Origin of the sequence: Cellulosimicrobium sp. SJTW-1 (genome assembly GCF_047716875.1) — a bacterium.
Taxonomy (GTDB): Bacteria; Actinomycetota; Actinomycetes; order Actinomycetales; family Cellulomonadaceae; genus Cellulosimicrobium; species Cellulosimicrobium funkei.
Genome location: NZ_CP136680.1, coordinates 203,899 through 218,662, shown reverse-complemented (window position 1 = coordinate 218,662; position 14,764 = coordinate 203,899). Strand labels below are relative to the sequence as shown.

At 74.8% G+C, this 14,764-nt stretch carries 12 protein-coding genes; 3 read left to right on the top strand and 9 right to left on the bottom strand.

The genetic code is table 11. The annotated features are described in order from the left end of the window. Window positions 1-60: 60 nt before the first annotated feature. From RSE42_RS01085 to RSE42_RS01070, 4 genes are all read right to left on the bottom strand, one after another. Window positions 61-1,263, bottom strand: coding sequence for a MalY/PatB family protein (locus tag RSE42_RS01085; RefSeq protein ID WP_415297662.1), 1,203 nt, complete (start codon window positions 1,261-1,263; stop codon window positions 61-63). An 81-nt stretch (window positions 1,264-1,344) separates the two neighbouring features. Further along, window positions 1,345-2,178, bottom strand: coding sequence for a hypothetical protein (locus RSE42_RS01080; RefSeq protein WP_085386832.1), 834 nt, complete (start codon window positions 2,176-2,178; stop codon window positions 1,345-1,347). Window positions 2,179-2,368: 190 nt separating this feature from the next. Beyond that, window positions 2,369-3,103 (bottom strand): DedA family protein, encoded by a 735-nt coding sequence (locus RSE42_RS01075; protein ID WP_415297661.1) that lies wholly within the window; start codon window positions 3,101-3,103, stop codon window positions 2,369-2,371. Between the two features lie 104 nt (window positions 3,104-3,207). Then, the gene (locus RSE42_RS01070) at window positions 3,208-4,359 is read right to left on the bottom strand and encodes a serine hydrolase domain-containing protein (RefSeq protein WP_415297660.1); all 1,152 of its coding nucleotides are present in this window, start codon (window positions 4,357-4,359) and stop codon (window positions 3,208-3,210) included. Between the two features lie 101 nt (window positions 4,360-4,460). Between RSE42_RS01070 and RSE42_RS01065 the strand changes: the two genes are divergently transcribed. Both RSE42_RS01065 and RSE42_RS01060 read left to right on the top strand, forming a co-directional pair. Beyond that, complete coding sequence (locus RSE42_RS01065; protein ID WP_415297659.1) at window positions 4,461-5,480, top strand: LLM class flavin-dependent oxidoreductase; 1,020 nt, start codon at window positions 4,461-4,463, stop codon at window positions 5,478-5,480. A 49-nt stretch (window positions 5,481-5,529) separates the two neighbouring features. Continuing rightward, on the top strand, window positions 5,530-5,757 hold the full coding sequence (locus RSE42_RS01060; protein ID WP_175008826.1) for a hypothetical protein: 228 nt from the start codon (window positions 5,530-5,532) through the stop codon (window positions 5,755-5,757). Between the two features lie 236 nt (window positions 5,758-5,993). Here the strand turns inward: RSE42_RS01060 and RSE42_RS01055 are convergent, their stop codons facing one another. From RSE42_RS01055 to speD, 4 genes are all read right to left on the bottom strand, one after another. Beyond that, window positions 5,994-7,610: a polyamine aminopropyltransferase gene (locus RSE42_RS01055; RefSeq protein ID WP_415297658.1), complete on the bottom strand. Its 1,617-nt coding sequence runs from the start codon at window positions 7,608-7,610 to the stop codon at window positions 5,994-5,996. 2 nt (window positions 7,611-7,612) lie between these two features. After that, complete coding sequence (locus RSE42_RS01050; protein WP_034656213.1) at window positions 7,613-7,843, bottom strand: DUF350 domain-containing protein; 231 nt, start codon at window positions 7,841-7,843, stop codon at window positions 7,613-7,615. 79 nt (window positions 7,844-7,922) lie between these two features. Beyond that, window positions 7,923-8,678, bottom strand: a complete 756-nt coding sequence (locus RSE42_RS01045; protein ID WP_137279957.1) for a DUF4178 domain-containing protein — start codon at window positions 8,676-8,678, stop codon at window positions 7,923-7,925. Then, entirely contained in the window at window positions 8,675-9,016 is a 342-nt protein-coding gene (gene speD, locus RSE42_RS01040; protein ID WP_198163127.1) for an adenosylmethionine decarboxylase, read from the bottom strand. Before speD ends, RSE42_RS01045 begins: the two co-directional genes overlap by 4 nt. Before the next feature lie 202 nt (window positions 9,017-9,218). On the opposite strand from speD, the gene RSE42_RS01035 reads away from it, so the two are divergent. Next, window positions 9,219-10,973: a SpoIIE family protein phosphatase gene (locus tag RSE42_RS01035; protein ID WP_415297657.1), complete on the top strand. Its 1,755-nt coding sequence runs from the start codon at window positions 9,219-9,221 to the stop codon at window positions 10,971-10,973. A 90-nt stretch (window positions 10,974-11,063) separates the two neighbouring features. On the opposite strand, the gene RSE42_RS01030 is transcribed toward RSE42_RS01035, so the two are convergent. Further along, window positions 11,064-14,579 carry a LamG-like jellyroll fold domain-containing protein gene (locus RSE42_RS01030; protein WP_415297656.1) on the bottom strand — a complete coding sequence of 1,172 codons (3,516 nt, stop codon included), beginning with the start codon at window positions 14,577-14,579 and terminating at the stop codon, window positions 11,064-11,066. Between the last annotated feature and the right edge of the window lie 185 nt (window positions 14,580-14,764).

The window sequence follows — 14,764 nt, the reverse complement described above, 5'->3', positions numbered from 1 at the left end:
CGTGGTCGGAGGTCTGACCCGCCGAGGGCCGAGAACTCGTCGGTCGTGGTCGAGCGACGTTCAGACGCCCCGCACCGACGCGCCCATGCGCTCGACCGCCTCGGTGAGCACGTCGACGCCCGTCGCGAGGTTGAGGCGGACGTGCCCCTGCCCGCCGGGGCCGAACCGGCGCCCGTCCTCCAGCGCGACGCGCGCGCGGTCGAGGAACCACGACCGGGGGTCCGCACCCGCCGGGCCGGGCAGACCGCGCGCGTCGAGCCACGCGAGGTACGTCGCCTCGCCGGGCCGGTAGCGCACCGTGGGCAGGTGCTCCGCGAGCAGGTCGGCGAGGAGCCACGCGTTGCGCTCGACGCCCGCGAGGACGTCGTCGAGCCACGCCTCGCCGTGGTCGAGCGCCGCGACGTGCGCGAGCACGGACACGTGCTGGACGCCGTGGCTCGCCTCCTCGGGGATGCGCCGCAGGTCGTCGGCGGCGTCCGGGCCGGCGGCGGCCGCCGCCGCCTTGAGGCCCGGCAGGTTCCACGCCTTCGACGCGGAGACGATGGCGACGGCGGATCCCGCCCCGGGGACGGCGAGGAGCGGCGTGTGGGTCGTCGCGGGGCGCCCGTCGAGCCCGGGCCGCGTGAGGGGCGCGTGGATCTCGTCCGCCACGACGCGCACCCCGTACCGCGCGGCGAGCGCCAGGCCGGCCGCCAGCTCCGCGCGCGTGTGCGCGGTCCCCGTCGGGTTCTGCGGGTTGCACACGAGCCAGACGGCGCGGCGCCCGCTCCCGGGGCCGTCACCGTTCGCGGCGACGCCGGTCGCGTCGGCGAACGCCCGCTCCAGGGTGTCGAGGTCGAGCCGCCCGTCGGTGCCCAGCGGCGCGTCGACGACGCGGCGCCCCTCGTTCGCGGTGAAGCCGTAGAACGGCGGGTACACGGGCGGGTTGACGACGACCGCGTCGCCCGGGGACGTGAGGACGCGCAGCACCTCGACGATCGCGACCATGACGTCGGGCAGCGTGCGCGACGTCGCCGCGTCGAGCGTCCAGCCCCAGCGGCGCCGGGCGAAGCGCGCGTACGCCTCGCCGTACGCGGTGCCGACGTCGTACCCGGTGTCGCCCGAGCGCAGGGCGGCCGTCACGGCGTCGACGACGGCGTCGCACGGCGCGACGTCCATCTCGGCGACGAACAGCGGCAGCACGTCGGGCGCGAACGTGCGCCACTTGACCGACGTCCGACGGCGCAGCTCGTCGAGCGTGAGGACGTCCAACGGTGTGCGCATCGTGCCCCTCCTCGGTGCGGGCCGGGTGACCGCCCGGCGCCGGGCCGACGGGGCTGCCCCGGTCGACCGACCCGCCCCACCCTAGGCGGGCTCGGGCTCCGTCGCCGCGGGCGCGCCCTCCTCGGCCGCGGCGTTCGCCGGGCTCGTCGCGAGCACGACGCACCCCCCGACGGCGGCCAGCGTCGCCACGACGGCGGGCACCGCCCAGCCCGACCGCACGACGTCGCCGAGCACGGCGAGCCCGACGATCCCCGGGGCGAGCACCTCGATCACGGAGACCGTCGCGGCGACCGTCCCCACCGCGCCCCGCTCCAGGGCGCGCAGGTAGGCGAGCGCGCCCGCGACGCCGCCGAGCACGATCGCGAGGGCGAGCGGCTGGAGCACGGTGTCGAGCAGGTCGCCGGACGCGTGCGCGCCGCGCGCCGCCACGGCGGCGACCGAGTAGCCGAGGCCGCCCAGAACGGCGAGCAGCACCGGGTGCCCGCGCCGGTACGCGGCGGCGGTGCCGACCGCCACGACCACCCCGGCGACGTTGACCCAGGTCGTGAACCCGGCCGGCGGGTGCGTCGCGGGCTGCTCCCCCGCCGCGAGCGCCAGCACCACGAGGCCCGCGACGACGACGCCGATCGACACGACGTCCGTGCGGCGCAGCGTCGCGCCGAGCACGAGGCGGGCGAGCAGCACGACGGCGACGAGCGACGCCGCGACGACGGCCTGCACCACGAACAGCGGCAGGTGGTCGAGGGCGAGGAGGGAGAGGAGCCAGCCGACGCCGTCGACCACGAGCCCGCCGACGACGAGCGGCTGGGCCACGGCCGCGAGACCGTGGGCCCGGCGCGTCGCGACGGCCTGCATGATCGTGCTCACCGCGTACAGGAGGCTCGCGGCCACGGCGGCGAGGAGCGAGAGGATCACGACGCGGCCCCGGGACCGGCGCCCGCGGCGGGCGCGACGTGGGCCGCGCGCACGGGCACGCTGGGCCGTTCGGTCGGGGCGGGCACGTTCCGATCATCCGCCACGGCGCCGCGCACCGCGCGGGCGGGACGCCCGGCCCGCCGGACGTCGGGCCGAGGTGGTCAGGCGCCGCCGCGGGCGGACGCGGTGGTCAGGCCTCGTCGCGCGCGGGCGCCGCGTCCCGACGGCCGCGCGCGTGGGCGGGCCGCTCGTCGTCGTGCACCCAGCGCCAGACGCGCGTCACGACGAACCACACGACCGCCGCCGCGACGACGGCGATGACGACCTTCTGCAGGACGCCCGCGTACTCCTCGACGACGTGCCACTGCTCGCCGAGCGCGTACCCGGCGTAGACGAAGATCGTGTTCCACACGGCGCTGCCGGCGGTGGTGAGCGCGGTGAACTTCCACAGGGGCATGCGCTCGACCCCGGCGGGGATCGAGATGAGGCTGCGGAAGATGGGGATGAAGCGGCCGAAGAAGACCGTCGCGCTGCCGTGCCGGAGGAAGAACTGCTCGGTGCGGTCGACGTCCTCGACCTTGACGAGCGGGAGGCGCTCCGCGATCCACCGCGTGCGCTCGCGCCCGACGATCGCCCCGACCGCGTAGAGCGCGAGGGCGCCGACGACGGACCCCGCCGTCGTCCACAGGATCGCCTCGACGAGACCGAAGCTCCCCTGGCTCGCCGTGAAGCCCGCGAGCGGCAGGATGATCTCGCTCGGCAGCGGCGGGAACAGGTTCTCGAGCGCGATGGCGATCGCGGCCCCGACCGGGCCCAGCGTCTCCATGAGGTTGACCGCCCAGCCGGCGACGCCGTCGAGAGCGGGCTCCGCCGTCGTGGCGGCGGGCACGGCGGCCGTCAGGGCGGCGGAGAGTCCGGAGGGCATGGGTCACGAGCCTAGGCGAGCGGTCCGTGGCGCGAGCGCCGATGCGGCCGGGAGGGTGTGGAGGTCTCGTGCGGAGGCGCGGGACGCGCCGGGGACCGCCCCGCTCAGCCGCGGACGAGCTCGTCGAGGCGGCGGATCGGGTCCCAGGCGCCCGCCTCGCTGTTCGACAGCACGACGACCGTCACGCCCGGCGCCCCGGCCGGCGGGAGCGCGTCGGCGCCGTCCCCGGCGGCCACCGGGTCCGGGTAGTGGCGCAGGATCGCGCTCGCACCCGTGTTGATGCCGTCCTTGTACGCCGAGCGCACCGACCCGTCGGCGAGCAGCTCGAGCTCGAGCCCGAAGCCGTAGTGCACGCTCGGGGCGGGCTCGTCCCCGTCCGTGTCGTCCGTGCCGTCGTCGTGCAGCACCTGCGGGGTGAGGAACGCGCGCGTGAGGTCGGGCGGGAGGAGCTCGCCGCCGCGCACCGCCGCCCAGAACCGGGCGAGGTCGCGCGCCGTGACGTGCGCGCCGCCGTCGGGCGAGCCGACGGGCGGGTAGGAGTAGACGTTCTGCCGCCACCCGGTGACGGGGCCGTCGTCGTCCGGGCCCTCGTGCACGGGCTCCCAGCCCTCCGCGACGTCCGGCTCGGCCTCGTCCATGCGGAAGAACCCGGAGCGGTCCATGCCCGCGCGCGCGAACACGTGCTCGCGGACGTGCTCGCGGTACGTCGTCCCGGTGACGGACTCCAGCGCGAGGCCCGCGAGGACGTAGCCGACGTTGCAGTACCGGCACCCCTCGCCGGGCGCGAAGTTCGGCTCCTTGTGGACGAACCCGGGCAGGAAGTCCGCCGTGCGCGTCACGGAGTAGCTGGGCCGGTCCGCCCACAGCTCCTCGTACGACTCCCCCGCCTCCTCGTCGGCGTCGTCCGCGATGCCCGACGTGTGAGTCAGCAGGTGCCGGATCGTCACCTCGCGCGGGATCGTCGTGCCCGCGAGGTCAACGTGGTCGTGGACGCGGTCGTCGAGCCCGAGACGGCCGTCGCCCACGAGCTGGAGCACCGCGACGGCGGTGAACAGCTTGGTGACGGACGCGACGTCGAACCGCGTGCTCGCGCGGACCGGGACGCCCCAGCGGCGCGACGCGACGCCGTAGGCGCGCTCGAGGAGCACCTCGCCGTGGCGTTCGACCCGCACGACGCCGGAGAAGTCGTCGGCGTCCGCGGCGGAGCGCAGGTGCGTGTCGAGGGCGGCGAGAGCGGCGTCGTCGAGCGCGGTCATGGCCCGACCGTAGGCGGGCCGGGGCGCTCCCGGCCAGGACTTTTGTCCCGGAGAGCCGCACGTCGTCACGGGTGGGAGCGCTATCACGGTACGGTCGCCGCATGGCGACCTCGACGACGACCCCAGCGCTCGGCGTGATCCTCCCGCGCGAGCTCCCCGCCGACCTCATCGTGCCGTTCGCGCGCCGCGCGGAGGAGGTCGGCCTCGACGAGCTGTGGGTCGTCGAGGACCTCACCTTCCACGGCGGGATCGCGCAGGCCGCGACGGTCCTCGCCGCGACCCAGCGCCTCACCGTCGGCATCGGGATCCTGCCCGCCGCCACGCGTGCGCCGTCGACCACCGCGATGGAGGCCGGCACGCTGGCCGCCCTGCACCCCGGCCGCCTGCACCTCGGGCTCGGGCACGGCATGCCGGGGTGGATGCGGCAGATCGGCGTGTGGCCCGCGAGCCCGCTCGCGATGCTCGAGGAGACCACCGCGACCGTGCGCGCGCTGCTGCACGGCGAGCGCGTCAGCGTCGCGGGCCGCTACGTGTCCGTCGACGACGTCGCCCTCCACGCCCCGCCCGCCTCGCCGCCGCCCGTGCTCGCGGGCGTGCGCGGCCCGCGGTCGCTCGAGGTCTCCGGCCGCGTCGCGGACGGGACCATCCTCGACATGCCCGTGACCACCGAGTACCTCGCCGTCGCGCGCGCCGCGATCGACGCCGGGCGCGCGAGCGCCGGCGACGCGGCCCCGCCCGCGCACCGGGTCGTCGCCTTCTCCGTCGGCGCCGTGCACGACGACGTCGCGACCGCCCGCGCGATCGTCCGGCCCTACCTCGCGGTGCTCGGCGAGGCCGACTGGTCCGCCCAGATCGACCCGCTGCCCTTCGCCGACGACTTCCGCGCCCTGCGCGACGCGAGCGCCACCCCCGACGACTTCGCCGCCGCGATGCCCGACGCGTGGGTCGACGCGCTCGCCGTCGTCGGGGCGCCCGAGACCTTCCGCGCGCGGCTCGCCGAGCTCGGCGCGGGCGGGGTGTCGAGCGTCGTCCTCGTCGCCACGACGGCCGACCCCGCCCGGCCGGACGACCCGTTCAGCGCGCTCGACGCGCTCGCGGCGGTGACCCGCCCCGCCGCCTGACGGGAACCGTCGACCTGCGAGACCGCGCCGGAGAGCCGACCATGGGCAGGTGAGCGAGCACGCACCCACCTACACCGAGACGTGGCCCCTGCTGAGCCCGGGAGACCGCCGTCGGCTCGAGGAGCTCGACGACCTCGAGACCGACATCCTCCGCCAGCTCTCCGAGGCGTTCGCCGACGAGGTGGACGCCCCCACGCTCGGCGAGCTCCAGGTCGAGCGGCTGCGGGTCTACCGCGACGCGCAGGCCCGCGCGCAGCGGCAGCGGACACGCGCCTGACCGCCCCGTGAGCGCCCCGGGGCCGCGCGCGCCCGCGGCCTCGTCCTGCACGGCGTCCAGGCCCACGCGACCGCCGTCCGCCTGCTGCGCGGCCACGGTCGCACGGCCCTCGCCGCCGGCGAGGCGCACCGTCGACAACCACGTCGACCGGAACTTCCGGAGGCTGGGCATCACGTCGCGCGACCAGCTCCCCTCCGTGCTCTGACGACCGACGTCGTCCCGCCGGCGCCGCCGCATCAGTAGCGCCAGGCGCGCATGTCCTCCTGGTACGTGCGCTGGACCGTCGGGGACAGCAGGGTCGACGGCGGCAGGTCCCGCGGCGGGTTGTCGGCCGGGAGGCGCGTGGTCGCCGCGAGGGACGCGGCGTCGTGGAAGCGCAGCCCGTCCGGGAGGGGCGTGCGCGCGAAGGGGCCGGGCACGACGTCGGCCGGTCCGCCCGGGAGCGAGAGCGCGAAGCCCCACTCCCCGAAGGAGGGCACGTTGACGGTCAGCGGCACGACGGTGCGCCCGGGAGCCGCGGCGCGGACGGTCGAGACCACCTGCCAGAACGCGTCGGGCGTGAAGTACGACGACGTCGCCTGCGTCGCGAACGCGCCGCCGGGCCGCAGGTGCGCGGCGACCATGCCGTAGAACTCCTGCGAGTACAGCTTGGCGACGCGCTCGGAGGACGGGTCGACGAGGTCGACGAGCACGACGTCGAACGTCTGCGGCGTGTCCTCGACCCAGCGGAACGCGTCGGCGTTGACGACCGTGACGCGGGGGTCGTCGAGCGCGTGCTCGTTCACGGCGGTGAGGAGCCGGTTCTCGCGCGCGAGGTCGGTGACGGCGGGGTCGAGGTCGACGAGCGTGACCTCCTGGACCGAGCCGTAGCGCAGGACCTCGCGCGCGAGGAGGCCGTCGCCGCCGCCGAGGATCGCGACGGACGCGGGCGCCGCGACGGACGTCATCGCCGCGTGCGCGAGCGTCTCGTGGTAGCGCGCCTCGTCGACCGAGGAGAACTGGAGCTGGTTGTCGAGGTAGAGCCGCGTGTCGCCCCGGTACTCCGTGACGACGACCTGCTGGTAGGCGCTGCGCTCCTGCGCGACGACCGGGTCCTGGTACATCCCCGCGCTGATGCGCGCCTCGAGCCACGACGACGCCGCGAACCCGGCGAGGAGCACGACGAGCGTGACGCCCGCGAGCACCGACCACCGCGGCGGGTGGCCCATGCGCGCGAGCATGAACCCCGCGACGGCGACGTTGAGCACCGCGACCGCGAACGCCGTGCGCACGAGGCCGAGGTACGGGAGCAGCAGGAACGGGAACAGCAGGGAGGCGGCGAGCGCCCCGAAGTAGTCGAGCGCGAGCACCTTCGACAGCAGGGAGACGGATCCCTCGCTCCCCCGTTCCTTGAGCACCGCGACGAGGAGCGGGATCTCGACGCCGATCGCCGTCCCGATCGCGAGCGACAGCACGACGAACACGACCCACGCGAGCTCGGTGGCGGCGTACGCCCAGAACAGCGCGAGCACCGACGTCCCGCCGAGGAGCGAGAGCACGAGCTCGTTGCGCACGAAGCTCAGCCCCGCGGTGCGCTGCAGACGCGGCGCGAGGAGCGAGCCGAGGCCCATGCCGAACAGCGTGAGCCCCGTCGCGACGGAGAACGCGACGACCGAGTCGCCGAACAGGTACGACGCTGCCGTCCCGAGGATGAGCTCGTAGACGAGCCCGCCGACGGCGACGAGCAGCGCGGCGGCGAACACGGTCGGCCGGTCGAGGTGGCGCGCCCCCGAGCGCCCGGCGGGCGCGTCGCGGTCCGCGGCCGCGTCCGCCCCCGGCGGGCCGCCGGGCGGGACCTCCTGCTGGTCGAGCACGGTCAGGAGCTGATCGTCCCCGCGATGATGAGGCCGATCGCCACCGCGAGGCCCGCGATCATCACGCCGAACGCGACGTTGTGCTCGTCGACGAGCTCGCGGTGCAGGTTGAGCCGGAACACCTTGTTCGCGACCACGAGCGTGACGAGCAGCAGGACGATGCCGAGCACCGAGTAGAGGACGGTCGAGAAGAAGGACCAGAGGAACGCCAGCGGGGCGGCGGCAGAGATCACGGGGTCTCCCGGGTTCGGGTCGTGGGACGGGCGGACGGGTGCAGGGGTTCGGGGGCGGGACGACCGGGCGCGGGGCGGGTCACTTGCCGAGCCCTCCGCCGCCCCCGCCGTAGACGGTGCGCCGCACGCACGTGCCGTCGTCGGTCGTGCCGACCTGGCCGGTGGTGGGCGACGTCGTGACGACGGAGCGGGGCGTGCACGACGCGCTGCCCGAGGCGGCGCGAGCCGCGCACGACCCGAGGCCGAGCAGCACGACCGCCGCGACCGCGAAGGCGACGAACCGCCCGCCGGGGACCGTGCGCGGCGCGACGCGGCGGCCGAACAGGCGCTTCTGCTCGGCGCTGTCGAGACGGCGCCCGTGGTAGACGGACGTGACGGGGCCGAGCGGTCCGGTCGTGCGCTCGATCGACACGATCGCCCCGTGGGCCGAGAGGTCGACGTACTCGACCTCCTGCCCGACGGCGAACGGCTCGGCGAACTGCCCCTCGACGTGCTCGACGCGCCCCGTCCCGTGCTCGCGCACCGTGAGCGTGTGCTGCCGCCCCTCGAGAGTCAGCCCGAGGGTCCGGCCGGTCCGCAGGCCCGAGAGGTCGACGACGGGCGGCCACGGCTCCGTCGGTCGCAGGAGCGTCACGTCGCGCGTGTCGTGGTCGTACTCGACCCAGACGTCGGAGCCGTCGTGGGCGAGGAGCTGCCACTCCTCCCACGTGAACGTGGAGCCGCCGTGCACGGTCGAGAGCACGGCGACGGCGCGCGGCGTCGCGCGCTGCGGCGGGGCGCCCACGAGGTCCTCGCCGACGCGCATCGCGAGCCGCGGGCGGGGCGTCCGGCTCACGCGAGGCTCCGCACGGCGACCTCGGTGGCGCCGAGCTCCTCGGCGAGGAGCGCGCGCACGTCGTCCGTGAACGTGGCCGACGCCGGGGCGCGGCACGTCGTGAGGGTCACGTAGGCGGTGCCGTCCTCAGGCCAGGTGTGCACGGCGAGGTGCGACTCCGCGAGCAGCAGCACGACGCTCGTGCCCTGCGGCTCGAAGCGGTGGGACACCTCCCCCAGCGGCGTCATCCCGGCCTCGCGGACGATCGCGTCGAGGCAGCGGCGGACGGTCGGCTCGTCGTCGAGCAGCGCCGGGTCCGCGCCCGTCACGTCGAACACGTGGACGAGGTTGCGCTGCACGTCCACACCCCTGTCGATGTCGGTCCTGTCGGCCGGCGCGGGCGAGCGCCCGCGGTCCGGTGGCCGCCGTCGGGCCGCGCACACCCTAGCCGACCTGCGGCGTCGGCCGACGGGTGGACCCGCCGCGCGAGACCGGCCGTCCGCCCGCACGGGCGGACGCCGTCCAGGGAGCGGGCGACGGCCGTTCGCCTACGATGCGCGGATGGATGCCGAGTGGTTCGTCGACGCCACGGCGCAGTGCGCCGTGGGTCGGCAGGCGCGCGAGGTCGCGTGGGAGCGGACACCGCTGGGCCCGCCCGACGAGTGGCCCGAGGCGCTGCGCCACGCCGTCCGCCTGTGCTTCTCGACGCGCTTCCCCGTCATGCTCGTCTGGGGGCCGGACCTCACGCTGATCTACAACGACGGCTACGAGGAGATGCTCGGCACGGCCAAGCACGCGGGCGCGCTCGGCGCCCCGGCGGCGGTGGTGTGGGCGGAGATCTGGGACGAGGTCGGGCCGCTGTTCGACGAGGTCCTGCGCACCGGGCGCGCGTCGTCCGACCGGGACCTGCACCTCGTGATGAACCGCTCCGGCTACGACGAGGAGACGTTCTTCACCTTCTCCTACAGCCCGCTGCGGGACGACGACGGCCGCATCGTGGGCGTGCTCGACATCTCGACGGAGACGACCCTGGCGGTCGTCAACCAGCGCCGCCTCGCGATGCTCGGGGAGCTCCAGGGCGCGCTCCCGACGACGTTCACCGACCTGGCGACGTTCGGCCGCCCGGTGCTCGACGTCCTGGCCGGTAGCCCCGACGTCGCACGCGCCGCGTTCTACGACGTGCGGGGCGGGCGACCCCGGGAGGTCGGGTCGGTCGGCCCGGGGCCGAGCGCCGCGGAGACCCGCCTCGTCGAGCGGGTGTTCCGGACCCGGCAGCGCATCGTCTCGCAGGGCCTCGTGGTCAAGCCGCTGCGCGACGCCCTGCGCGGCGGCGTGGCCGGGATCCTCGTGCTCCGGGCGAGCCCGATGCGCCCCTGGGACCGCGACTACGCGCGATACCTCGCCGGTCTGGCCGCGACGGTCGGGGCGGCGCTGCGCGACGCCGTGCGCCTGCGGACCACGATGGACGCGCTGCGGCTGCGTGCCGAGCGCTCGGAGGAGCAGACGGCGCAGATGCGCGAGGTCGCGCTCGCGCTCCAGCAGGCGGTGCTCACCGAGCCGCCCGAGCCGGACCACCTCCAGGTCTCCGTGCACTACCAGCCCGCCGCGCTCGACCGCGACATCGGCGGCGACTGGTACGACGGGTTCGTGACGCCCGACGGCGCGACGACCCTCGTCGTGGGCGACGTCGTCGGCCACGACCTCGCGGCGGCGGTGATGATGGGGCAGCTGCGCGGGCTCGTGCGCGCGATCGGCTACGACAGCGGCGAGTCGCCGGCGCGCGTCCTCGAGCGCGTGGACGCGGCGGTGCAGGGGCTCGCGCTGGGGAGCGGCGCGATCGCGACGCTGGTCGTCGCGCGCATCGAGCAGACCGCGGAGCAGGTTCGCCGCGGGACGCGGACGGTGCGGTGGACGAGCGCGGGGCACCTGCCGCCCATGCTCGTCCGCGCAGACGGCCGCGTCGACACGCTGACGCGGCGCAACGACCTGCCGCTGGGGCTCTCGCCGGGCACCGCGCGCACCGAGCACACGGTCGAGGTCTACCCGGGCGACACGCTCGTGCTGTACACCGACGGGCTCGTGGAGCGTCGCGGCCACAACCTGCGCGACGACCTGGCCGACCTCGCCCGCGCGCTGGAGGGCACGCACCGCGGGCCCATCGAGGAGGTCGTCGAGGCGGCGCTCACGCGGATGCTGCCGGGGCCGGGCGAGGACGACGTCGCGCTCGTCGTGCTCCGGACCGGCCCGCAGGACGTCCCCGTCACCGACCACGCCGACGCCGACGCGTCGACCGAGCACCGCGCAGCCGTCGTCTGACCCGGCAATTACGGGCGAGGGGTCGTCCCCCGCCCGTGACGGGCGGGGGACGACCCCGGGTCGGTGGCGCTCAGCGGCGCCGGTCGGCCGTCAGCCGCAGGTGGTCGCGGCGTACGGCGCGACGACCTCCGTGCTGACCTGCTCGCCGTCGACCGTCGCCGTGGCGGTGACGGTCGCCTCGCCCGCCTCGGCGGACGGGGCGCGCACCGCGAACGACTGGTACGCGTTCGCCCCCGGGGCCACGGCGGTGACCGCCTTGGTCCCGAACGGCGTGGCGAGCGTGACGTCCACGGGGACGTCCTCGCCGTTCGTCGCGCGCACGGCCACGTAGGCCTTGCCCGCGAGGCAGCGGGTCTCGGCCGTGACCGTCACGTCGAGCGTCGGCTCCTCGCCGTCGTCGCCGGCGTAGACCTGGGCGACCTCGGCGTCGGACAGCGCGCGGTCGAAGACGCGCACGTCGTCGATCGTGCCCGGCCAGTAGTCGACCGGGTTGCCGCTCCACTGCCCGCGCCCGATCGTCAGCGGACCGGACGGCGTGGTGCCGCCGCACACGTCGGACTGGCCGACGAGCTCGCCGTTGACGTAGAGCTTGAGCTTCTGGTCGGCCGCGTCGCGGACGCCCACGACGTGGTACCAGTCGCCCAGCACGGGCTGCACGACGTACTCCGCGCGCGGCTCGCCGTCGTAGGAGAAGGCCCACCGGCCGCCCCCGCCGTACTGGAGGTAGAACGCGCTCGAGCCCGTGACCGAGTCCTGGCCGACGATCGTCGACCACGCGCCACCGGGCGTCTTGTCGAGCTGGACCCACGCGGACACCGTGTACGAGCCGGTCGTGTCGACCACGGGACCCTCGGTCGCGAACGACTGGTTCGTGCCGTCGAGCCTGATCGCGGACCCGCTGTCGCCGTGACCGGCGACCCACGTGCCCGTGCCCGACGCCGCGTGGTCGCCGACGCCGTCGGCCGCCGTCGTGCCCTGGCCCTCGTCGAACGACCAGCGGCCCGTGCCGGTCAGCCCCGGGGTGCCCGGGTCGACGGGCGCGGAGCCCTGCACCGCCGCCGCGGCGACCCGCTCGTTGACGTCCTTGACGCGCGCGGCGTCCATCTTGAGGACGCGCCGGTCGTACGTGTAAAAGCCGTTCAGCTCGTTCTCGACGTCGGAGATCTCCGTGTACACCGAGCCGGACAGGTAGCACTGCGCCGGCCGCACGAGCTTCTCCGTGTTCTGCACGTACGCGTCGGTCAGCGCCTCGCTGTTCGCGACCCCGCCGTACGGGTTGGCGGACACGCCCGGCCACATGTGGCCCGGGACGCTCATCGAGAAGCCGCCGTGCTCGCCGTCGATCGCGGCGCGCGTGGCGTCCGGCTTCGGCAGGGCCGGGCCGGTGTACTGGTGCCAGTCGATGATGTCGCCCGTCTTCGAGTCACCCTTGGACGCGCAGCAGTTGTAGCCGGAGTGCGTGTTGAGGATCCGGCTCGGGTCGTAGGCGTCGATCGTGTTCCCGATCCGCGCCGTGTCGGCGAGGTTCCACTCGCCCCAACCCTCGTTGAACGTCACCCAGCCGACGATCGACGGCACCGAGCGGTGCTGGTCGATGATCGTCTTCATCTCCTGCTCCCAGAAGACGCGCGACGCCGGGTCCGTGTCGCCGTTGTTGAACCACCCGCTCGGGATGTCCTGCCAGACCATGAGGCCCAGCGTGTCGGCGTGGTAGTACCAGCGGGCCGGCTCGACCTTGATGTGCTTGCGCACCGTGTTGAACCCGAGGTCCTTGTGGGCCTGGAGGTCGAACACGTAGGCCTCGTCGGACGCGGGGGTGTAGATGCCGTCCGGCCAGTAACCCTGGTCGAGCGTCGACATGAGGAACGTCTTCTCGCCGTTGAGCAGGATGCGCTGGACGCCGTCCACCTCGGCGACCTCGATCGAGCGCATGCCCGCGTAGGAGGCCACCGTGTCGGTGGAGCCGCCGTCGGTGAGGGTGACGTCGACGTCGTAGAGGTACGGGTCCTCGGGCGACCACAGGTGCGCGTCCGGGATCTCGACCGCGAGCAGCTCGTTCGCGGCGCCGGTGACGGTGCCGACCTCGGCACCCTCGGCGTCCCGCACGACGGCGGTCACCTCGGCGTCGTCGGACGCGGCGGCCGACTGCGCGGTCACCGCGAGCACGCCCGCCTCGACGTCGGGCGTCGTGACGACGGCGTCGATCGCCGCCGCGGGGACGGGCTCCATCCACACCGTCTGCCAGATGCCCGACGTCGGGGTGTAGAAGATGCCGCCCGGGTTGAGCGTCTGCTTGCCGACGGCCTGGTTGCTGCCGTCCGTCGTGTCGACGACGCGCACGACGAGCTCCTGCTCCGCGCCCGCGACGAGCGCGTCGGTGACGTCGAACGAGAACGCGTCGTAGCCGCCGCGGTGCGTGCCGACCTCCTGGCCGTTCACGTACGCCGTCGCGACGTAGTCGACCGCGCCGAAGTTCAGGCGCAGGCGGTTGTCGCTCCCGACCGCCCAGTCCTGCGGCACCTCGAACGTGCGGCGGTAGAACATGTCGTCCTCGCGCCGCTCGATGCCCGAGAGCGCGGACTCGACCGCGTACGGGACGACGATCTCCTCGTCGAGGTCGCGGCCGCTCGGCACGGCGTCGTCGGACTCCGCCGCCTCGAACTGCCACACGCCGTTGAGGTTCTGCCACGCGTCGCGCGTGAGCTGGGGGCGCGGGTACTCCGGCAGCGGGTTCGTCGGGTCGAAGTCGTCGGCCCACGGGGTCTGGATCCGGAACTCGGAGCCGTTGGTGACCGGCAGGTTGAGCGGACCGACCTTCTCGCCGCCGACCGTCAGGTCGCCCTCGCCGTCGTAGACGAGGCGCGCGGTCGACGCGCGGTCGACGGGCTCGGCGAGCGTGATGCCCAGGACGTCGCCCTGCGCCGCGACCTGCGCCACGGGCCACGCGAGCTGGTCCACCTGCACCTTGAGGTGGTCGACGAGGCTCTCGTCGACGCCGCCCGCGGCGCCCTCGAACGTCACGTTGAGGCTCGTGCCGTCGCTCTCGAGCGCGGCCTGCGCGGGGAAGACGACGAAGTCGTCGGGGTACGTGAAGGCGTCGGTCGGCACGATCTCACGTTGCTGCGAGGGGCTCTGCCACCGCAACCGGAGGTGCGACCCGCCGGTGTTCTGGAACATCTCCATGCGGAACGCGTACTCCTGGCCCGCCTGGAGCTGCACCGGCGCGGACGTCTGCTCGACGTCCCAGTCGTCGACCCAGTGGTCGATGACGAGCCGGTCGTCGATCCACAGCCGGAACCCGTTGTCGCCGATCGCGGAGAACGTGTACGCCTCGCTGTAGTCGGGCGTGATCTGCCCCGTCCAGCGCGCGGACGTGCGCTCGCCGCGGCCGGTGAGCTCGGCGAACGTCGGGACCAGGTTGGGGAACTCGATCCGCTGGTCGGGGATCGTGGCCTTGAGGTCGGTGAGTGGCCAGCCAGGGCCGCCGGACAGGAAGTACTCGCCCTTGAGCCCGTTGTCGAGGGCGAGGTCCTGGGCCGCGACGTCCTGCGTGGCCTCGTCGGTCGGGGCCGACGGCGTCGCGGTCGCCCCCGCCGCCGTCGCCACGGCCAGGGGCACCGTGAGCGCGGCGGCCAGTGCCGCCGCCAGGATCCTCGCCGGTCTGCCCCGTGGGGGTGCTACCGCTGTCATGGACTGCATCCGTGCTTCCTCCTCGTCGAGTGAATCCAGGGACTGCACGACGCGGCGGCGAACCGGGCACCGATGCTCCGGCGGTCGCCGTCCTTGGCGCA

Excerpts from the sequence above, each read along its gene's own strand:
- RSE42_RS01035 (WP_415297657.1), top strand. The coding sequence starts at position 9,219 with ATGGATGCCGAGTGGTTCGTCGACGCCACGGCGCAGTGCGCCGTGGGT.
- RSE42_RS01070 (WP_415297660.1), bottom strand. The coding sequence starts at position 4,359 with ATGACCGCGCTCGACGACGCCGCTCTCGCCGCCCTCGACACGCACCTG.
- RSE42_RS01065 (WP_415297659.1), top strand. The coding sequence starts at position 4,461 with ATGGCGACCTCGACGACGACCCCAGCGCTCGGCGTGATCCTCCCGCGC.
- RSE42_RS01075 (WP_415297661.1), bottom strand. The coding sequence starts at position 3,103 with ATGCCCTCCGGACTCTCCGCCGCCCTGACGGCCGCCGTGCCCGCCGCC.
- RSE42_RS01085 (WP_415297662.1), bottom strand. The coding sequence starts at position 1,263 with ATGCGCACACCGTTGGACGTCCTCACGCTCGACGAGCTGCGCCGTCGG.